Here is a 21357-nt window from a genome sequence, read left to right on the forward strand (position 1 = left end):
CCCTTAAATTTATCTATTTTATCTATCAAAGAAATGGTTACTGTCTGGTATTCAGAAGCAGGCTTCAGGATTTGATCACTTTGATCATCAGGAACAGGAAAAACAGCAGGAATGCTGCCCCGATCGCCCCGATGATATAATAAGGAGCAGTTGTATGGGAAGCAGAATATGCCTGTGCTGCCTCCATATTCTTCTGACCGGTTACTGCGGCATCATTTGTCTGCTGCTCTGCGTCTTCCAGAATCGCAGTTCCTACAGGAGTTCCTCCAAAGTAATACTGGCGTGTGATCTGTCCGTCAGAAGAAGTATCTTCTGTGGTCAGATTATCTTCTGTGGCACCGTTTGGCGCAATGACTGTACCACCGGAAAGACGGTTAAAATCATCGTCTGCGATGGTAAGGGGTGCAAAATTGTCAAAACCATAATTGAGAAGCGCGATTGCTTCATTATCGGTAACACCGGATGCGCCATTTAATACAATGCATACCAGCTTCATGTTATTTTTGGAAGCTTCACATACCAGGGTACTTCCGGAAGCTTCTGTGTACCCTTCCTTACCGCCGATACAGGGTTTATAATAACCGTCGCTGGTGCTGTTTATCATGGTAAAATTGTTTGTAAGTACACGTTCACCGCCGGAAACATTTGTTGCCGGAAGTGTATAGGAAGTAGTTGCTGCAATGGTGCGGAAAGTGTCATTTGCCATAGCTGCTTCCATGATCAGAGCCATATCATGGGCGGTGATATGCTGGTTCTCATCAGGAAGACCGGTAGGATTGGTAAAGACAGTATTGGTGCAGCCAAGTTCCTGTGCCCGGGTATTCATTATCTGTACAAAAGCATCCACAGAACCTCCCACATGTTCAGCTACCTGCAGTGCGATATCATTGGCAGAGGCAACCATGATGGCATATAAACATTGTTCCATGGTGAAAACCTCATCTAACTGTGAGGAAATATTGGCTCCTCCGTCAGTAACACCGGAAACACCGGTTGCAGTCATGGTTACCTGTTCATCCAGACTGCTGTTCTCAAGAGCAACCAGGCAGGTCATGATCTTGACTGCGCTTGCAGGGTAAAGGGGCTGATCTGCATTTTTGGAATACAGGACTGTGTTAGTGGAAGTTTCCATCACAATTGCTGCGGCAGACGAAATATCGGAAGCCTGGGGCCATCCGTCGATACCGTTGGTGATTACGACAGACGGATCTGCTGTCTGTGCGGCGGCGTCTGTATTCTGAGCTGTTTCTTCAGCAGCAGATACCGGAAACTGTGAAAACATGGTGACAGCACCAAGTCCCAGAGCCAGCAGGGCTGCAGTGATTCTTTTTTTCTTTATCATCATGGTATATAATACTCCTGTGCATAAAAATGTTGAAAAGTAACTGTTCATTGTATGTGAACAGTAACCATAAAAACAATAACAGTATAACACATTTCTCTCCTTTCTTGCAAAAAATATCATACAATGTTAAAATAAAAAATCATAGTAAAAATCGAGGTTATCATATGAGTAAAAAACCATCTGCAGGAGGAAAAATCCAGTGGACGAAAATGTTCAGGAAGCTTTCCCCCTATACGATCCGGAAAGGGTTCCGCTACATGAAGCATTATGGACCAAAGGAATTCTGGATCAGGCTGCATGAACGTTTTGAACCGGAAGAAGTACCATATGGTCCATGGTACCGGGCTTACATTCCGACGGAGGAAACACTGGAAATACAGAGGAAACAGAAATTTGATTATTCACCGCTGATCAGCATTGCAGTTCCGGCTTATCAGACACCTGTAGAATTTTTGAGACAGATGATAGAATCACTGATCGTTCAGACTTATTCAAACTGGGAGCTGTGTATCGTAAATGCAAGTCCGGACAATGAGGAGATGCAGAAAGTACTGGCAGAATATTCAGCCGGAGATTCCCGGGTAAGATTCTGCAATCTCAAAGAGAACCTTGGCATTGCAGAGAACACAAACCGCGCGTTTGCAATGGCAAAAGGTGAATTTGTGGGGCTTCTTGACCATGATGACCTGCTGGCACCCAATGCATTATATGAGATCGTGAAAATACTGCAGGATCATCCGCAGGCAGATGCGCTTTATACAGACGAGGATAAGGTTACAACAGAACTGGACGAGCATTTTCAGCCACATCTGAAACCGGATTTTAATCTGGATCTCCTGCGTTCCAATAATTATATCTGCCACTTTTTTGTAGTGCGAAAGAGTATTGTAGAAAAGGCCGGAGGTTTCCGAAAAGAATTCGACGGAGCTCAGGATTACGATTTTATCTTCCGCTGTACGGAGAATGCCGGAGAGGTTTTACATGTTCCGGAAATCCTGTATCACTGGAGAACACACAAAGCCTCCACTGCAGATAATCCTGCCAGTAAAATGTACGCATTTGAAGCCGGCAAGAGAGCAATAGAAGCTCATCTTGAGAGAACAGGTACAAAAGGCGAGGTAAGCCATACACAGGATCTGGGCTTTTACCGGGTGAAATATCCGGTGCAGGGAAAACCTCTGGTGTCTGTTATCATACCAAACAAAGACGAGAAAGAGACCCTTCAGACCTGTCTGGAAATGCTGGAGAAGAATACCGGTTATCAGAATTTTGAAATCATAATCGTGGAGAATAACAGTACTACTGATGAGATTTTCCGATATTATAAAGAGCTTTCCGGAAACCGTAAGATCCATCTTTTGAGATGGGGAAAAGAATTTAATTATTCTGCCATCAATAACTTTGCTGCGGCGCATGCAAAGGGAGAATATCTGCTTTTCCTGAATAATGATGTAAAATCCATCAATCCGGACTGGCTGGAAGAAATGCTTGGAGTGTGTCAGCGTCCGGAAGTGGGCGGTGTCGGAGCAAAGCTCATTTATCCGGATAATACAATCCAGCATGCAGGATGTGTGATCGGAATGGGCGGTATTGCGGGGCATATGTTCGTAGATATGCCTGCGGACCGTACCGGCTATCTGCATAAGGCATCCCTTCTTCAGGATATGAGTGCAGTGACTGCCGCCTGTCTGTTGATGAAGAAAGAGGTTTTTGAGCAGGCAGGAGGATTTACAGAAGAACTGGCTGTGGCATTTAATGATGTGGATCTTTGCCTGAAAGTAAGAAAAAACGGCTATCTGATCGTATATGATCCCTATGCGAAGCTTTATCATATGGAATCAAAGACCAGAGGAGCTGAAGACAGCAAGGAGAAAGTGCGCCGTTTTCAGACGGAGATTGAATATATGCGATGTCACTGGATAGACATTCTCAAAAACGGAGATCCCTGTTATAACAAAAACCTGTCTCTTACCAAATGGAATTATTCTCTGAAGCCAATCCCGGGAATGGAGACAGAAGCAGGACATAAAAAAGAGAAGACAGGGAGGAAATCATGCAGGAAGTATCAGTGATCATTCCGAATTTTAATGGGATGGCTTATCTGGATGGCGTACTTGCAGGTCTGGAGTGTCAGACTGTAAGCAATTTTGATGTAATTCTTGTGGATAATGGATCCAATGACGGAAGCTGTGCCTTTGTTGCTGCAAGGTATCCATGGGTCCATCTGATCGAATTGCCGGAGAATTTCGGATTCTGTAAAGCGGTCAATGAAGGGATCAGAGCATCACGCTCACCTTATGTACTGCTTTTAAACAATGATATTGAAGTAACGGAGAATTTTATAGAAGAAATGCTGTCAGCCATCAAAAGGCATCCCAAAGCTTTCTCCTGTGCTGCCAGAATGATTCAGTTTCATGACAGGGACAGGCTGGATGATGCAGGAAACTATTACTGCGCGCTTGGATGGGCTTATGCAAGAGGTAAGGGGAAAGATATCCATACCTATGAAAAGGAAGAGAAGATTTTTGCTTCCTGCGCAGGAGCTGCTATTTACAGAAAGAAGATCTTTGATGAACTGGGATATTTTGACGAAGAACATTTTGCATATCTGGAGGACATGGATGTGGGATACCGGGCCAGGATCTACGGATATGAAAATTGGTATGCACCTGATGCTATGGTATACCATGTGGGAAGCGGTACCAGCGGATCCAGATATAATCAGTTCAAGATCCGGTATTCTTCCAGAAATAATATTTATCTGATATACAAAAATATGCCGGTGTTACAGATTATTATCAATCTTCCGTTTCTTGTTGCAGGATTTGGAATCAAAATTCTGTTTTTTACGCTGAAAGGATTCGGAAGAGAGTATATTGCGGGAATTAAGAATGGATTCCAGATCAGTAAAAAAAATCATAAAATACCTTTTAAATTTCAAAATCTGTCAAACTATTTTAGGATTCAAGTTGAATTGTGGGTGAATATCTTCAGGCGTTTGTGCGGATGATAAGAAAGAAAGATAAATTTTTATTGCTTTTATAAAACAACTATTATAATATAGAAACGATAAAAAAATGAGGTGACAAAAGATTGCTAAAGGACAATGAAAAGAATTTCAGTCGTCTCCATATGATCATTGATGCAATTGTACTGGTACTGTCATATTTTCTGGCATGGCTGATCCGTTTTGTTGGTCCTATGGCAGCAACAGCAGTCAGAACCAGAAGCTTTCAGCAGTATATGCTGATGCTGGTTTTTATTGTACCGGTTTATCTGTTGTTGTATCAGGCTTTCACATTGTATACTCCCATGCGGATGCAGGGGCGTCGGCTTGTATTGGCTAATATTGTAAAGGCCAACTCGCTTGGGCTCCTTATTCTGATGTTTACATTTTACATGATAGATGAGAGCGATTTTTCCCGTTCTACTTATATTATGTTTTATGTAATCAATATTGTGCTTCAGTGGTGTGCCCGAATGTTGATTTTCGCTCTTCTGAGAGATATGAGAGAGAAGGGACTGAATCAGAAACAGATGATCTGTGTGGGATACAGCCGCGCAGCAGAGGAATACATTGACAGAGTTCTTGCCAATCCTCAGTGGGGATATGTGATCCGCGGAATACTGGATGACAATGTTCCGGCAGGAACAGAGTACAAGGGAATCAAAGTTCTTGGAAGGATTGCCAATCTGAATATAATACTTCCGGAGAACCGGCTGGATGAAATAGCGATCACTCTGGGCTTAAGTGAATATTACCGCCTGGAAGAGATTGTAGCACTGTGTGAAAAATCCGGAGTACACACCAAGTTTATCCCGGATTATAATAAGATCATTCCGACAAAACCATACACAGAAGATATACTGGGACTTCCGGTTATCAATATCCGTTATGTACCGTTGAACAATACATTCAATGCACTGGTCAAGCGGGCGATGGACATTGCAGGATCTATTGTTGGAATCATAGTAACCTCACCGCTGATGCTGTTAATGTGTGCTATCATTAAGCTGACATCACCGGGACCACTGATCTATAAACAGGAGAGGGTTGGACTTCATAACCAGACTTTTCGGATGTATAAGTTCCGTTCCATGGAAGTACAGCCGGAATCGGAAGAGAAGAAGGCATGGACAGTAAAGAATGACCCAAGAGTAACACCCATCGGAAAGTTTATGCGTCACACCAGTATTGATGAACTGCCACAGCTTTTCAACATACTGAAGGGTAACATGAGCCTTGTGGGACCACGACCGGAGCGGCCGTTTTTTGTAGAGAAATTCAGAGAAGAAATCCCGAGATATATGGTGAAACATCAGGTTCGCCCGGGACTTACCGGCTGGGCTCAGGTGAATGGTTACCGCGGAGACACATCCATAAGAAAAAGAATCGAATATGACCTTTATTACATTGAAAACTGGAGCATAGGGCTGGATATCAAGATTATATTCCTTACATTTTTCAAGGGATTTATAAACAAAAATGCATATTAAGATAAGGGGAAAAAGTCATGGCTAAACCAGGAAAAAAGAAAAAAGTACTGTTTGTGCTTGAGATCATTGTACTGCTGCTGTTTATTGGCGGGCTGTATGTGTATGGACAGATTTCTTCCAGGCTGGATAAGATCGAGCAGCCGGAACTGAAAAAGGAAAAAATAGTCGTAAACCAGGAAGCACCAAAGATGACAGGATACAAGACCTATGTGCTGTTTGGTATTGATACCAGAGGGGAAGGCTCCCAGTATTCTGCACAGAACAGTGATACCATGATCATTGTGAGTGTAAACAATGATACAAAAGAAGTGCGTATGGTTTCCGTATACAGAGATACACTTCTCAATGTTGGAGATGATACCTATACGAAGGCAAATGCAGCCTATGCGCTGGGTGGTCCGGAACAGGCGATCACCATGTTAAATACAAACCTGGATCTGGATATTTCCGATTATGCGACGGCTGATTTTTCCGCACTTGTAGAAGTGATAGATGATCTTGGCGGTCTTGATATTCCGTTATCTTATGCGGAAATTGAACATATGAATAACTATTGCGTGGAAACATCCAAGCTGACAGGAAAAGACTACACTCCGCTCGAGAAACCGGAGCCAAAGCCGGAAGATCAGGAAGCAATTGTAGGAACTTATCATCTGAACGGCGTACAGGCGACATCCTATTGCCGTATCCGTTATACTGCAAGTCTGGATATGGGACGTACAGAGCGTCAGAGACGAGTACTTGGAATGCTCTTTGATAAGGCGAAGATAGCAGGTCTTTCTTCTATCTTTAAGATTATGGATGATGTATTCCCGATGGTTACAACATCTCTTTCAAAGCAGGATATTCTGGGACTTATTCCAACTCTGATCGGATATAAATTTACAGACAGCACGGGATTCCCGCAGAAGTTTAAATTCTCTAATATCAAGGGAAGTATTATTGTTCCTACTGATCTTGAGAACAATGTAGTTGAACTTCACAAGTTCCTGTATGATGATCAGGATTATACTCCGTCTTCTGAGGTAGTGGCCCGCAGTAATAAGATACTTGAGATCGTCGGCGGAGAAAGTAAGCTGGATGATGCAGCCAAGACTACGACACAGGACACTGATACCACAAATGCAAATGACACTTTTGTATGGTCCGGCGATAATACCTCCGGCAGTACGGATAACAGCGGCGATTATGATTATGACAATGATTATGATAACGGTGGTTATGATGGCGGTTATGATAATGGCGGCGGAGATTATGGCGGCGGTGGCGATTATGATAACAGTGGTGATGACGGCAGTTATGATAATGGCGGCGATGACACCGGCAGTGACACTGGTGGTGGAGACTACGACGGCGGCGATGACACCGGTGGAGATGAGACCGGCGGCGACGATGGATTCAGCGATGATTCAGCAGCAGATTCCGGAGCAAGTTCTGAAGAACAGTAACAGGGAACTGCTATAAAAATATAAATAATAGAAAAGAGGACCATCTGTTGGAAAGGATGGTCCTCTTTTCAGATAAGGAGTGTTGAGGATGACGCATAAGGAAAAATATAATGACACTGCGACAGTTGATGTAATCATTCCTGCCTATCGTCCCGGCAGAGAATTTGGAGAACTGCTGCACAGGCTGGAAGAACAGGAATACCGTCCCCGCAGGATTCTGGTTATGAATACGGGAGAGCAGTACTGGAACAGAGAATGGGAGAAATGTCCGACCCTTGAGGTTCATCACCTGGAACAGAAGGATTTTGATCATGGCGGAACCAGAAAAAGGGCGGCAGAACTTTCGAATGCAGATATTATGATCTTTATGACACAGGATGCTCTCCCTGCTGACAGAAAAGTAATTGGAAATCTTGTCTGTGCTGTCAGTGAAAATCCGGGTGCAGGAGCAGCCTATGCAAGACAATTACCCAGGGCAGACTGTCGCTTTCTGGAACGTTATACCCGTTCTTTTAATTATCCGGAGCAGTCCTCGGTAAAGTCGCTGGCTGATATTGATAAGTACGGGATCAAGACCTATTTCTGTTCTAATGTGTGTGCGGCCTATGATAAAGGGATTTATCTGAAAACAGGCGGTTTTACAGAGCGGGCGATTTTCAATGAAGATATGATCTGTGCCGGAACAATGATTCAGAAAGGCTATTCAGTTGTCTATGCGGCAGATGCGAGAGTGTATCATTCCCATAATTATTCCGGAAGGCAGCAGTTTCACAGAAACTTCGATCTGGGAGTATCCCAGGCAGAGCATCCGGAAATTTTTGAAGGAGTACCTTCTGAGGGAGAGGGAATCCGTCTGGTAAAAAGAAGCCTGGGCTATCTGATAAGAACGGGACACTTCTGGCTGATTCCTCAGCTGATCTGGCAGAGCGGAATGAAATATGCAGGATATTTCCTGGGGAAAAGATACAGAAAACTTCCCCGGAAAGTTGTTCTTGCATGTACCATGAGTCCATATTACTGGAACAGAAAATAAAGGTAAGCGGATAACCTTAAGACACGCCAATTTACGATAATTGTCACATTTTGAACACAATTAATTGATATACTGATTCCAGAGTTCAGGAGAAGAATTGCTGTAACTGTGCAGAAATAAAACAGTTACAGATCATTGTTTATTTCGGGGAGTGTTCCGATAAACAGTAATACAGGAACAGAAGGGAGCAGATTACATGAATGATGAAAGAAACCTGGGTGAAAAAACAGATGATTCCGGTCAGCAGCCCAGATATGAACATTATCAGTTCCATGAAGAACAGGGAACTGTTTTGAAACCATCCGGTCCCTCTGGACACAGAAGAAATCAGAATTCTTTTCAGAAAAAAGCAGGGGCGACAATCGCATTGGCTGTGATTTTTGGCTTGGTGGCGGCAGTTGTATTTCAGGCGGCAAATTTTGCAGCAGACAGATTCCTGAATACAGGTAAGTCTTCGGTGCAGATTAAAACTACAGACAGTGTGGATCTTCAGGAAACGGCATCAGATGACAGCACTGCCGATAAGGTGCTGTCTGACTCTGAGAATGGAACAGTAGCAGCAGTGGCTCAGGCTTCCATGCCTTCTGTAGTTGCGATCACTACGGTCAGTGTTCAGGAAATACCAAGCTTTTTCGGATATAGTTCCCACCAATATAAGAGTGCGTCAACAGGTTCAGGGATTATCGTTGGAGATAATGATGATGAGCTTCTGATCGCAACGAATAATCACGTGGTGGATGGAGCTACAACTCTGAGTGTCTGCTTTATAGGGGATGATGTGGCAAATGCAGAGACAGAGACTGTGAATGCGGGAGATAATGGAGATCTGAATGTAGAGGATGCGGTCAGTGCCAAGATTAAGGGTACAGATGCTGATAATGATCTGGCAGTAGTTGCGGTGAAGAAATCGGATATCCCTGAGGACACTTTAAATCAGATCAAGATTGCTCAGATAGGAAGTTCGGATGATCTGGCAGTAGGGCAGCAGGTAGTTGCGATCGGTAATGCGCTTGGATATGGTCAGTCTGTAACATCAGGCTGGATAAGTGCATTGAACCGGACGATTTCTACAGATGACGGAACGAACAGTACAGGACTGATCCAGACGGATGCGGCAATCAATCCGGGTAACAGTGGTGGTGCACTTTTGAAGATGAAAGGCGAGCTGATCGGCATCAATTCTGCAAAATACGCAGACAGTGCTGTAGAAGGTATGGGATATGCCATTCCTATTTCCAAGGCAAAGCCTATTCTGGAAGAACTGATGAATCGTGAGACCAGGGAGAAAGTAGACAGCAGCAAAAAAGGATATCTGGGAGTAAGTCTTGCCAATCTGACCACAGAGGCAATTGAGATGTATAATATGCCCACAGGCGCCTTTGTAAGAAGTGTGGAGGATGATTCTCCGGCACAGGAAGCAGGTATCTGTAAAGGCGACATCATCGTAAAATTCGACGGACAGAAAGTCAGTGATGGTGATGATCTGCTGGATAAACTGCAGTATTATAAATCGGGAGAGAAGATTGAGGCAGTTATTGCAAGAGCCACTAATGGGGAATATGAAGAAAATACTATAGAGCTGACTCTCGGCACCAGACCGGACAATGAATAAAACAAAAGACATCGCCCATGCGGCGGTGTCTTTTATATATTATCAGTGAACAGTAAGTTACTGTTCACTCCGTTCACTGTAACTTAGCCAAAATTCATTCCAGATTGCCTGCGGCAATGGAATTTTGGCTTGTATGTCTCGGGATTTTGGCATATTCATGCCAAAACACCTCGCGGGATAGTGATGTGTGAACAGTAACAACAGTAACGATTCTTTTTGTGTTTATAAAACTTTCATTTTGTTATAAGGGAATTGTATGATATAATTCAGTTAAATAAGCGTAATGATCCAGCAGCCTGCTATCCTGCAGGAGCACTGTACTGTTACGAATAAGAGGATATAGAAAGGAGTCATTATGAGCGAGAACTATAATGATGATGAAATAATAGACAGCAGCGAAGATACAGAGAAAAAGAGAAACAAATCCGAAAAATTCTGTTTTCTCTGCCGCAGACCTGAGAGCAAGGCCGGTCCGATGATCGAACTTCCCAATAACATACATGTCTGCACAGATTGTATGCAGAAGAGCTTTAATTCTATGAATCAGCAGTTTAATGAGGGTAAGTTCAATTATTCTGACCTGTTGAATATGCCGAATGTGAGTATGATCGATCTGGGCAGCTTCCAGAATCCGGTGCAGCAGCCAAAGAAAGAAAAAAAGAAAAAGAAACAGGAAAAACCGGTTCTGGATCTGAAAAATATTCCTGCTCCCCATAAGATCAAAGAAACCCTTGACCAGTATGTGATCGGTCAGGAGAAAGCCAAGAAAGTAATGTCTGTAGCGGTTTACAATCACTATAAACGTGTGGCAACAGATACAATGGATGAGATTGAAATTGAGAAATCTAATATGCTGATGATCGGACCAACCGGATGCGGTAAAACCTATCTGGTTAAAACCCTGGCGAAACTTCTGGATGTGCCGCTTGCAATTGCAGATGCCACTTCTCTTACAGAAGCCGGTTATATTGGCGATGATATAGAGAGCGTTGTTTCCAAACTTCTGGCAGCGGCAGATAATGATGTGGAGCGTGCCGAGCATGGTATTATTTTCATTGATGAGATTGACAAGATTGCCAAGAAGAAGAACACCAACCAGAGAGATGTCAGTGGTGAGGCAGTGCAGCAGGGAATGCTGAAGCTTCTTGAGGGAAGTGAGGTGGAAGTTCCTGTAGGTGCAAACAGCAAAAACGCAATGGTACCGCTTGTAACTGTTAATACACGTAATATTCTGTTTATCTGTGGCGGCGCTTTTCCTGATCTGGAGAATATCATTAAAGAAAGGCTGAACAAGCAGGCATCTATCGGTTTTTATGCAGACCTGAAGGATAAATATGATAATGATCCTCATCTGCTTCAGAAAGTAACAGTGGAGGATATCCGCAGTTTTGGAATGATTCCGGAATTTATCGGACGACTTCCAATCATCTTTACTCTGGACGGATTGAATGAGGATATGCTTGTGAAGATCCTGCAGGAGCCGAAGAATGCGATTCTTAAACAGTATCAGAAACTTCTTGCACTGGATGAAGTGAAACTGGAATTTGAAGACGGGGCGCTTCATGCAATTGCTGCGAAAGCACTGGAGAGAGATACAGGTGCCAGGGCACTTCGCGCGATACTGGAAGAGTATATGCTGGATATCATGTATGAGATTCCGAAAGATGACAGCATAGGAGAGGTTGTGATCACAAGAGAATACATAGAAGGAAACGGTGGTCCGAAGATCCTTCTTCGCGGACAGGAGCCGATCCTGCTGGAGGGTAGTCATTAATTAAAATAGTTTTGTTCTTGCATTATGAGGACAATAATGGAAGGGAGTAAATATTATGGGAACAGATTTTTTTGATGGATTAGTTAAGACATTTTCAAAAACAACGAAGGAACTGGGAAAGACAACAAGAGAATTAGGTGCCCGCGCAGAGCAGACGATCGAGGCGCAGAAGATAAGAAGTAAAATCACAGGAGAAGAGCGCATTATTGAGAAAATCAAAGTTGATATCGGTGATATTGTTTACAGACGACATTCTCAGGGTGATGGAATTGATAGTGAGTTAAGTGCTTTATGTCAGGAGATTGATCAGCATTATCTGAAAATCAGGGAGTATAAGGATAATGCGGCGAACCTGAAAGGAGAGAAAATCTGCCCGTCCTGCGAGCGGGAGGTAGATATTAATGTAAGTTTCTGTCCGTATTGCGGAACGCCATGCCCGACTCCGGAACCGGCGAAGAATGTGGAAAATGACACTGTATCTTCAGATGAAGATGAAGATGGGAGTAATGAGCCGGAAGAAACACCGGCAGAAGAATTACAGCCGGAAGAACCAGAGACAGAGAAAGCAGCAGAAACAGAACCAGCACAGGAACAGCCGGTGGAAGAAACACCAGTGGAAAAAGAAACAATGGAAGAGAAGTAAGTAACTGCAGGGTAAATTATTTTTACAGATTTACCAGATAATTACAGTATAATTAAAATATATTGCAAATTGATATGAAATATGATAATTTTATATCGTATCAAAAAGTATGAAAATTAAGAACAGGAGAGGGAAAGATGAAAAACAGAAAATTAAATCAGTTATTAGTCGCAGGAATGATCAGTGCAGCTATGATGACTTCTGGTATCAGTGTTCAGGCTGCTGATTTTAGTGATGATACATCAACAGTAGAAGAACAGTCTGTTGACGCAGCAGAAGAGGAAGCTCCGGATGTAGAGGACGGATCTGAATTTCAGTCTGATGCTGCTGAAGCATCATCAGCAGTAGCAGTCAGTTCAGCGAACTTCCCGGATGCGAAGTTCCGCCAGTATATTTTGGACAATATTGATACAGACAAGGATAAGATGCTTTCAGCGGCAGAGATCAAAGCAGCCAAGACGATCGATGTTTCAGGACTTGGAATTTCCAACCTGAAAGGTATTGAAAGTTTTACCTATGCGACAGATCTGTTTGCGGCAAATAACAAACTTACTTCTGTAAATATTACAAAGAATACAAAAGTTGCATATCTGAATCTGAGTAATAACAGTCTTGCAGGAACTCTGGATCTCAGCAAATGCACAAATCTTCGTGTAGTGAAGTATGGAAGCAATAAACTGACAAAGGTAGTAATGCCTTCCAAGAAATATCTGAAGAACCTGGATTTCGTAGATGCAAGCTCCAATAAATTTACCACACAGGCAAATGCAGGACTGAACATCGGAGATACTGATTATGTAAAGAGTCTTTCAGAAGTCAATGCCTCCAATAATGCCATCACTTCATTTAACTGTGCCGGATTTCAGGGAATCCTTGATCTTAGAAATAATAAGATCACAAATCTGAAACTGGAAAACAGCAAGGAAGGATCTCAGGTAGTTTCCTTATACCTTGACGGAAACTCACTGAGTAAGACATCTTCTATTGACTTTACACCGGAATGGATTGCCGTACCTCAGCAGTTCAGCTGTGATGCAGGAGTTTCATCCAAGGTCAAAATGCTGAAGGCAACTGCATCTATCACATCTGCAACATGGGATCAGATCGTGGTAAACGTTGGTTCCAGTACAGATGATGCTTCTTACAAACTGGAGAAGAAAACAGGCAACGGTGCATATGAAACTGTTAAAACATGGGATAATGGTGATCTGGCTGACGCAGAGTTCGGAGAAGATTACACAGATAATGTGATTTCTACAGGAACAGCCTACACATACAGAGTTACAGCAACTGTACAGGTAAAAGATGCCAATAAGAATCTCAGATCCTGGTCAAATTCCGCAGAAGTGAAAGCTACAGCAACAGGTACAAAGCCGGCAATCTCTGTGAAGTCCACCAAAAAAGGTGTGGCAACCGTAAGCTGGAAGGCTGTTGCAGGTGCAGACGGATATGATGTTTACTGTGGATCATCCAGGAAATCCCAGAAGGGTACGGTTGTAAAAGGAACTACAAAGCTGACCGCAAATAGGACAAAACTGACAAGTGGTAAAACTTATTATTTCAGAGCACGCGCATATAAGATGGTAGGATCTGCCAAGGTATATACAGGTTACAGTGCAGTGAAGAGCGTGAAAGTCAAATAATACAAAAATAATTGAGAACAGTATAAAATCAAGCCGGCGATGTGAGAGCAGATATCTTTTACAGAGCCGGCTCTTTGATTATGGCAATTCCGTAAAATACTGTGGACAGTCCGGTATTGCTATAGATGAATTGTTATAGATGGGAGGAATGTCATGTGAAATATATCAGAAAGAGTTTCTCTTTATTTTGGTTGATAGCGGTAATGCTGTTTGGAACAGTATCGGCATCCGCAGCATCTGCAAAACCGGAAACACCGGTATTGTCCGGAACAGCAACCGGAAACAGAGTGACTCTGAACTGGAATAAAGTAAAGAAGGCTTCCGGCTATCAGATTTTTCTGTATTATAAAGCCTACGGGAAATACAAATGCGTGGGAAGGATCAAGAACAGGAACATTACCAGTTTTACACTGACAGGTTCTGAAGATAAGCTCTACACTTATAAGATACGTTCTTATCTGAAACAGGGAAACAAAACTCTGTACAGCCCATCATCGAAAGCACTGGAGATAAAAACAGCTCCCGGAAAACCTGTGATCACCCGGATAAGAGTGAGAGAAGAAAGCGGAACCCTGATCAAATGGAAAAAAATCAAAACTGCAGAAGGATATCAGATATTCCGGTCAGAATCCGAGGACAGAGGATATAAAAGAATCAATATAGTTTCCGGCAATATAACATTCAGTTATACAGATACAGGTACTGTTTCAGGAAAGACTTATTATTACAGAATACGGGCATATGTACGAAATCAGGGAAATGTTGTATATTCTGAACTGAGTGATCCGGCAGAGGCGGTAATGCGAAAGACTATTATGATCGGAGATTCCAGAACAGATATGATGAAAGATGTTGTGGAGAACGATAACATTACATGGATATGTGAGGTTGGAATGGGGTATAAATGGCTTAGAGATACTGCCCTGAAGACCTTGCAGGAGCAGATGAAAGGAAATGAAGATATTTTTGTCTGGCTTGGTGTTAATGATGTATACAATATTTCCAATTATATCAGTCTGCTGAATGAGGAGATTCCAAAATGGAAAGCGCAGGGAGCGGATGTCTATATTGTGGCAGTGGGACAGGTAACCAAAGATCCTTATGTAACAAATGAGGAAATCGAAGATTTCAATGCCAGAATGAAAAAAGAAGTTGCCGGTGCGAAATATGCAGATCTTTATTCTTATCTGAAAAAGCAGGGATATAAGACAACAGACGGAACTCATTACGATAATGAAACCACATGGAAGATTTACCGTTATCTGATGTCTTTTGTATCATAAGAACAGAAAAAAAGGAAACTGTATCAGTTTCCTTTTTGAGTAAAAAAATAATGCAGAAGATGGGACTTGAACCCACACGATATTGCTACCACAGGCACCTGAAGCCTGCGCGTCTGCCAATTCCGCCACTTCTGCATTTCTTATTTATCAATCGCTCTCTCGCGACTGCTCATTTATAATAACCGATGTATGGATAAAAGTCAATAGCTTTTTTGAAATTTTTTTAATTTTTTTTACAGTATCCTCAAAACGCACAATTTGTTACGTAGAAGTGTAAGCTTCTTCTGATAAACTGCGGAGCAGTTATCCGGTGTAGAGTTGCACAGAGAAGAGGATGATTTAAATTTTATAGAGGTATTTGGATGTGAGAAAGCAGTGAATGCATGTGATTGGATCTGCCTGAAATTACAAAAAAGTTTTTAATATCAACTTAATTATTTTTAGTACCTTATAAGGTTGAAAAAAGCACTTTGCTGTGATACAATCTTGAAGATTTAGGAAAAAATAAGTGATAGACACAATATAAAGATAAGAAAGGGAGATTGTATGAAAGCATTTCTGATATTAGAAGATGGCCATGTGTTCAAAGGTACAAGCATTGGTTCAACGAGAGACGTTATCAGCGAAATCGTCTTTAATACTTCCATGACCGGTTATCTGGAAGTAATGACCGACCCTTCCTATGCAGGACAGGCAGTATGTATGACTTATCCCCTCATTGGGAATTACGGAATCTGTTATGATGACCAGGAGTCATCAAAGCCATGGGTGGACGGCTTTATTGTCCGCGAATTATCCCGTGTCCCAAGTAATTTCAGAAGCGTGGACACGATTCAGCATTTCTTAACAAAGCATGATATTCCAGGTATTGCCGGAATTGATACCAGAGCCTTAACGAAAATCCTTCGTGAGAAAGGTACCATGAACGGTATGATCACCGTCAATGAAAATTATGATTTAGATACAATTATCCCCCAGTTAAAAGCATATACAACAGGTAAGGTAGTAGAGAAGGTAACATGCCGCGAGAAAGAGATTTTAAAAGGCGACGGTCCGAAAGTAGCACTTCTTGACCTGGGAGCAAAGAGAAACATTGCACGTTCCCTGAATGAAAGAGGATGTGAGGTTACAATTTATCCGGCACTGACACCTGCGGAAGAGATCCTGGAGGCAAATCCGGATGGCATTATGTTAAGTAACGGCCCTGGAGACCCAAAGGAATGTACTTCTATTATAAAGGAAATAAAAAAATTATATGATTCTGAAGTTCCGATCTTTGCAATCTGTCTTGGACATCAGCTGATGGCACTTGCAACAGGCGGAGATACCCATAAGATGAAATACGGACACAGAGGCGGAAACCATCCGGTCAAAGACCTTGCAACAGGACGTGTTTACATTTCTTCACAGAACCATGGCTATGTAGTAGATGCTGAGGGACTTGAAGAGAAAAACATTGCAAAACCTGCATTCGTTAACGTCAATGACGGCACAAACGAAGGTATGGCATACGAAGGAAAGAATATCTTTACAGTACAGTTCCATCCTGAAGCATGCCCGGGACCGCAGGATTCCAGTTACCTGTTTGACAGATTTATGGATATGATGGGAGGAAATAAATAATGCCAAGAAATAAAGACATTAAAAAAGTACTTGTAATTGGTTCCGGCCCGATTATCATCGGCCAGGCAGCAGAGTTTGACTATGCAGGAACACAGGCATGCCGTTCCCTGAAGGAAGAAGGCATTGAGGTTGTTCTTCTTAACTCCAACCCTGCAACCATCATGACAGATAAAGATATCGCTGACAGAGTTTATATCGAGCCTCTGACAGTAGAAGTAGTAGAACAGCTTATCCTGAAAGAGAAACCGGACAGTGTCCTTCCTACACTGGGCGGCCAGGCGGGATTAAACCTTGCCATGGAGCTGGATGAGAAAGGTTTCCTCAAAGAACACAATATAAGACTGATCGGTACAACTGCCCAGACAATCAAGAAAGCGGAGGACCGTCAGGAATTTAAAGACACCATGGAGAAGATCGGTGAGCCGATCGCAGCATCCAAGGTTGTTACAACAGTAGAAGATGGTCTTGCATTTACAAACACCATTGGTTATCCGGTAGTTCTCCGTCCTGCTTACACACTCGGTGGAAGCGGCGGCGGTATCGCTCATAATGAATATGAACTTCGTGAAATCCTGGAGAATGGTCTTCGTCTTTCACGTGTAGGTGAAGTTCTGGTAGAGCGCTGCATCGCAGGATGGAAAGAGATTGAATATGAAGTAATGCGTGACAGCGCAGGAAACTGCATCACAGTCTGCAACATGGAGAACATTGATCCGGTTGGTGTCCACACAGGTGACTCTATCGTAGTTGCTCCATCTCAGACACTGGGAGATAAAGAATATCAGATGCTCCGTACTTCAGCCCTGAACATCATCACAGAACTTGGAATCACAGGTGGATGTAACGTTCAGTACGCTCTGAAACCGGACAGCTTTGAATACTGTGTAATCGAGGTAAACCCGCGTGTAAGCCGTTCCTCTGCACTTGCAAGTAAGGCAACAGGTTACCCGATCGCAAAGGTTGCAGCAAAGATTGCCCTGGGTTACACACTGGATGAGATCCCGAATGCGATCACAGGAAAAACATATGCAAGTTTCGAGCCAATGCTTGACTACTGCGTAGTTAAGATCCCGAGACTTCCATTTGATAAATTTATTACTGCAAAGAGAACCCTTACTACTCAGATGAAGGCAACAGGTGAGGTTATGAGTATCTGCCATAACTTCGAAGGTGCCCTGATGAAGGCCATCCGTTCTCTTGAGCAGCACGTAGACAGTCTGATGTCCTATGATTTCACACAGCTTACAGACGAGGAACTCCTTGCAGAGCTGGAAATCGTAGATGACCGCAGAATCTGGAAGATTGCAGAAGCAATCCGTCGTGGTATGCCACAGTCCATGCTTCACGACATCACAAAGATTGATATCTGGTTTATCGATAAGATTGCAATCCTTGTAGGCATGGAAAATGCTCTTAAGACCAGAAAGCTCACAAAAGAGCTTCTCCTTGAAGCAAAACGCATGGAATTCCCGGACTACATCGTTGCACGTCTGGCAGGCAAGACAGAAGAAGAGATTAAAGCTCTTCGTGAAGAATACCAGATCAAAGCAGCATACAAGATGGTTGATACCTGTGCAGCAGAATTTGCTGCAGCAACACCATATTACTATTCTGTATACGGCGATGAAGGCACAGAGAATGAAGCAGTAGCAACACCGGATAAAAAGAAAATCCTGGTACTTGGTTCCGGTCCGATCCGTATCGGTCAGGGTATTGAGTTCGACTTCTGTTCCGTACACTGTACATGGGCATTTGCAAAAGAAGGCTATGAGACCATCATCATCAACAACAACCCGGAAACAGTAAGTACAGACTTTGATATTGCAGATAAACTGTATTTCGAGCCTCTGACACCGGAAGATGTTGAGAATGTAGTAAATATCGAGAAACCGGACGGAGCAGTTGTACAGTTCGGTGGTCAGACAGCTATCAAATTAACAGAAGCACTGACAAAGATGGGCGTTAAGATTCTCGGAACATCTGCGGAGAACGTAGATGCAGCAGAGGACCGTGAGCTCTTTGATGAGATTCTTGAAAAATGTGAGATCCCGAGACCAAAGGGACAGACAGTATTTACTGCTGAGGAAGCTAAGAAAGCAGCAAATGAGCTGGGTTATCCTGTTCTGGTTCGTCCTTCCTATGTACTTGGTGGTCAGGGCATGAGAATCGCTGTAAGCGATGAGGACGTAGAAGAGTATATCGGTGTGATCAACCAGATCGCACAGGAGCACCCGATCCTTGTTGATAAATACCTGATGGGTAAGGAAATCGAAGTAGATGCTGTATGCGATGGCGAGGATATCCTGATTCCTGGTATTATGGAACATATCGAGCGTGCCGGAATCCACTCCGGTGACAGTATTTCCGTATACCCGGCTAAGACCATCAGCGAGAAAGCAAAAGAGACAATTGCAGAATACACCAGACGTCTTGCAAGAGCACTGCATGTTATCGGTATGATCAACATCCAGTTCATTGTTCTTGGAGATGATGTATATGTGATCGAGGTTAATCCTCGTTCCAGCCGTACTGTACCGTACATCAGCAAGGTAACAGGAATTCCGATTGTTCCTCTTGCAACGAAGGTAATCCTTGGATACAAGCTGAAAGACATGGGCTATGAACCGGGACTTCAGCCGGAAGCAAAACACTATGCGATCAAGATGCCTGTATTCTCATTTGAGAAGATCCGCGGTGCTGATATCAGTCTTGGACCGGAAATGAAGTCAACAGGTGAGTGCCTTGGTATTGCTGAGACATTCAATGAAGCGCTTTACAAAGCATTTATCGGAGCTGGTATCCGTCTTCCGAAACACAAAAACATGATCATCACTGTTAAAGACGAAGACAAACAGGATATCATTCCTATCGCAAGAAGATTCGAAGCACTTGGATACAGAATCTATGCTACACTGGGAACTGCAAAAGTCCTCAAAGAAAACGGAATCAAAGTTATCCGTACAAATAAGCTGGAGCAGCCTGCACCGAACCTTATGGACCTTATCCTTGGTCATAAGATCGACGTTGTCATTGATACTCCACCACAGGGCGTAGAACATCAGAAAGATGGTTTCGTCATCAGACGTAACGCCATCGAGACAGGTGTCAATGTCCTTACTTCTCTGGATACAGCAGAAGCACTGGCAACCAGTCTTGAGAACACAGACCTGAACAATTTATCTCTTATTGATATTGCTACGATTGCAAGAAGATAAAGAACTGATAAATAATATGAAATGATGAAAAGCAGCCGTAATTTTCTCTGTCGGAGAAAAGGCGGCTGTTTTTATCTTATAGAATCAGCAGGAAAAATACAGATTACAGTTGTATCAGTGGCATGGTGTGTAATATAATCATATGAGTATTTACAGTGAGTCAGATAGATATATAGATATATGTGGGTCTTTTGCATTACTTATTATCTGGCAGAAACCTGTCTGATCCGGTTGAAAATCGTTGTAAATAAGAATAACAACAAAAAAGAAAACAGGAAGGGAAAGATTATGGATTTTATTGAACTGTTAAAGGTCATTTTCCTTGGGATTGTAGAGGGAATTACAGAATGGCTCCCGATCAGCAGTACCGGACATATGATCCTGGTGGATGAGTTCCTGAAACTGAATGTGACAGAGGATTTTAAGAATCTGTTTTTCGTAGTGATCCAGCTTGGCGCGATCCTCGCGGTTGTAGTTCTCTACTGGAACAAATTGTGGCCGTTTTATATCAGACCAATTTCAAAGAAACAGCAGGCAGTGCTTAACAGGCATGGTGCAGTATCCAGAGGAATTCTTACTTTTGTGGAGAAGTTCTGTGATAAAGAGAAATGGGTACTCTGGTTTAAAATTATAGTAGCCTGTATACCGACGATTGTTATCGCACTTCCGTTTAATGATGTCATTGAAGAGAAATTTAATAACTATGTAGTAGTTGCCATTGCACTGATCGTATATGGTATCCTCTTCATTGTCATTGAGAATTATAACAAGAGAAGAAGAGCAACCTGTACAAATCTGGAAAATCTGTCATTTAAGACTGCACTCATCATCGGTCTGTTCCAGGTACTCTCCGTAGTTCCGGGTACATCCCGTTCAGGTTCCACCATTATCGGTGGTATCCTTGCAGGAACCTCCCGTACAGTAGCAGCAGAATTTACCTTCTTCCTGGGAATCCCGGTCATGTTCGGAGCCAGTCTTCTGAAAATCCTGAAATTCGGTTTCTCTTTCACAGGAACAGAGGTGATGATCCTGATCGTGGGAATGGTAGTGGCATTTGTAGTTTCCATTATCGCGATCAAATTCCTGATGGGATACATAAAGAAACATGACTTTAAGGCATTCGGATGGTACAGAATCGCACTTGGTATTCTGGTGCTTGGATACTTTATCGGAAAAACACTTCTTGGTTGTAAATAATGTATAAGAAAAGCCCTGCTGTATAAGCGGCATGTACGTCATAA

The 21357-nt window shown here is 42.8% G+C and carries 14 protein-coding genes and 1 tRNA gene; 13 read left to right on the forward strand and 2 right to left on the reverse strand.

Annotation, left to right across the window (positions count from 1 at the left end; genetic code table 11):
- Nucleotides 1-64: 64 nt before the first annotated feature.
- Nucleotides 65-1345 (reverse strand): D-alanyl-D-alanine carboxypeptidase family protein, encoded by a 1281-nt coding sequence (locus tag NQ550_RS02800; protein ID WP_227194269.1) that lies wholly within the window; start codon nt 1343-1345, stop codon nt 65-67.
- A 164-nt stretch (nt 1346-1509) separates the two neighbouring features.
- Here NQ550_RS02800 and NQ550_RS02805 point away from each other — a divergent pair, with 164 nt between their 5' ends.
- The 10 genes from NQ550_RS02805 (at nt 1510) to NQ550_RS02850 (ending at nt 15278) form a co-directional block, all read left to right on the forward strand.
- The gene (locus tag NQ550_RS02805) at nt 1510-3417 is read left to right on the forward strand and encodes a glycosyltransferase family 2 protein (RefSeq protein WP_025580309.1); all 1908 of its coding nucleotides are present in this window, start codon (nt 1510-1512) and stop codon (nt 3415-3417) included.
- Nucleotides 3399-4355: a glycosyltransferase family 2 protein gene (locus tag NQ550_RS02810; RefSeq protein WP_008706107.1), complete on the forward strand. Its 957-nt coding sequence runs from the start codon at nt 3399-3401 to the stop codon at nt 4353-4355. The genes NQ550_RS02805 and NQ550_RS02810 overlap by 19 nt, the downstream gene beginning before the upstream one ends.
- Nucleotides 4356-4438: 83 nt before the next feature.
- Nucleotides 4439-5842: an undecaprenyl-phosphate glucose phosphotransferase gene (locus NQ550_RS02815; RefSeq protein ID WP_025580307.1), complete on the forward strand. Its 1404-nt coding sequence runs from the start codon at nt 4439-4441 to the stop codon at nt 5840-5842.
- A 17-nt stretch (nt 5843-5859) separates the two neighbouring features.
- The gene (locus NQ550_RS02820; RefSeq protein WP_025580306.1) at nt 5860-7290 is read left to right on the forward strand and encodes an LCP family protein; all 1431 of its coding nucleotides are present in this window, start codon (nt 5860-5862) and stop codon (nt 7288-7290) included.
- Nucleotides 7291-7378: 88 nt separating this feature from the next.
- Nucleotides 7379-8323, forward strand: coding sequence for a glycosyltransferase family 2 protein (locus NQ550_RS02825; RefSeq protein ID WP_025580304.1), 945 nt, complete (start codon nt 7379-7381; stop codon nt 8321-8323).
- 196 nt (nt 8324-8519) lie between these two features.
- Nucleotides 8520-9935, forward strand: coding sequence for a S1C family serine protease (locus tag NQ550_RS02830; protein WP_259839195.1), 1416 nt, complete (start codon nt 8520-8522; stop codon nt 9933-9935).
- 355 nt (nt 9936-10290) lie between these two features.
- Nucleotides 10291-11709 carry an ATP-dependent Clp protease ATP-binding subunit ClpX gene (gene clpX, locus NQ550_RS02835; RefSeq protein WP_008706095.1) on the forward strand — a complete coding sequence of 473 codons (1419 nt, stop codon included), beginning with the start codon at nt 10291-10293 and terminating at the stop codon, nt 11707-11709.
- A gap of 55 nt (nt 11710-11764) precedes the next feature.
- Entirely contained in the window at nt 11765-12352 is a 588-nt protein-coding gene (locus tag NQ550_RS02840; RefSeq protein ID WP_025580100.1) for a DUF7575 domain-containing protein, read from the forward strand.
- A 137-nt stretch (nt 12353-12489) separates the two neighbouring features.
- Complete coding sequence (locus tag NQ550_RS02845) at nt 12490-13995, forward strand: fibronectin type III domain-containing protein (RefSeq protein WP_025580101.1); 1506 nt, start codon at nt 12490-12492, stop codon at nt 13993-13995.
- A 155-nt stretch (nt 13996-14150) separates the two neighbouring features.
- Nucleotides 14151-15278, forward strand: a complete 1128-nt coding sequence (locus NQ550_RS02850; protein WP_025580102.1) for a hypothetical protein — start codon at nt 14151-14153, stop codon at nt 15276-15278.
- Between the two features lie 51 nt (nt 15279-15329).
- Here the strand turns inward: NQ550_RS02850 and NQ550_RS02855 are convergent.
- Nucleotides 15330-15413, reverse strand: a tRNA-Leu gene (locus NQ550_RS02855).
- Nucleotides 15414-15824: 411 nt separating this feature from the next.
- Here NQ550_RS02855 and NQ550_RS02860 point away from each other — a divergent pair.
- From NQ550_RS02860 to NQ550_RS02870, 3 genes are all read left to right on the forward strand, one after another.
- Nucleotides 15825-16901, forward strand: coding sequence for a carbamoyl phosphate synthase small subunit (locus NQ550_RS02860; RefSeq protein ID WP_022380222.1), 1077 nt, complete (start codon nt 15825-15827; stop codon nt 16899-16901).
- Nucleotides 16901-20116, forward strand: a complete 3216-nt coding sequence (carB, locus tag NQ550_RS02865) for a carbamoyl-phosphate synthase large subunit (protein WP_022380221.1) — start codon at nt 16901-16903, stop codon at nt 20114-20116. The genes NQ550_RS02860 and carB overlap by 1 nt, the downstream gene beginning before the upstream one ends.
- 288 nt (nt 20117-20404) lie before the next feature.
- Nucleotides 20405-21313: an undecaprenyl-diphosphate phosphatase gene (locus tag NQ550_RS02870; RefSeq protein ID WP_025580104.1), complete on the forward strand. Its 909-nt coding sequence runs from the start codon at nt 20405-20407 to the stop codon at nt 21311-21313.
- Nucleotides 21314-21357 lie beyond the last annotated feature (44 nt).

It is taken from the genome of Blautia wexlerae DSM 19850, assembly GCF_025148125.1.
GTDB lineage: Bacteria > Bacillota > Clostridia > Lachnospirales > Lachnospiraceae > Blautia_A > Blautia_A wexlerae.

Coding starts and splice junctions, on each gene's coding strand:
- NQ550_RS02800 (WP_227194269.1), bottom strand. CDS start 1,345: ATGATGATAAAGAAAAAAAGAATCACTGCAGCCCTGCTGGCTCTGGGA.
- NQ550_RS02805 (WP_025580309.1), top strand. CDS start 1,510: ATGAGTAAAAAACCATCTGCAGGAGGAAAAATCCAGTGGACGAAAATG.
- NQ550_RS02810 (WP_008706107.1), top strand. CDS start 3,399: ATGCAGGAAGTATCAGTGATCATTCCGAATTTTAATGGGATGGCTTAT.
- NQ550_RS02820 (WP_025580306.1), top strand. CDS start 5,860: ATGGCTAAACCAGGAAAAAAGAAAAAAGTACTGTTTGTGCTTGAGATC.
- NQ550_RS02825 (WP_025580304.1), top strand. CDS start 7,379: ATGACGCATAAGGAAAAATATAATGACACTGCGACAGTTGATGTAATC.
- NQ550_RS02830 (WP_259839195.1), top strand. CDS start 8,520: ATGAATGATGAAAGAAACCTGGGTGAAAAAACAGATGATTCCGGTCAG.
- clpX (WP_008706095.1), top strand. CDS start 10,291: ATGAGCGAGAACTATAATGATGATGAAATAATAGACAGCAGCGAAGAT.
- NQ550_RS02840 (WP_025580100.1), top strand. CDS start 11,765: ATGGGAACAGATTTTTTTGATGGATTAGTTAAGACATTTTCAAAAACA.
- NQ550_RS02845 (WP_025580101.1), top strand. CDS start 12,490: ATGAAAAACAGAAAATTAAATCAGTTATTAGTCGCAGGAATGATCAGT.
- NQ550_RS02860 (WP_022380222.1), top strand. CDS start 15,825: ATGAAAGCATTTCTGATATTAGAAGATGGCCATGTGTTCAAAGGTACA.
- carB (WP_022380221.1), top strand. CDS start 16,901: ATGCCAAGAAATAAAGACATTAAAAAAGTACTTGTAATTGGTTCCGGC.
- NQ550_RS02870 (WP_025580104.1), top strand. CDS start 20,405: ATGGATTTTATTGAACTGTTAAAGGTCATTTTCCTTGGGATTGTAGAG.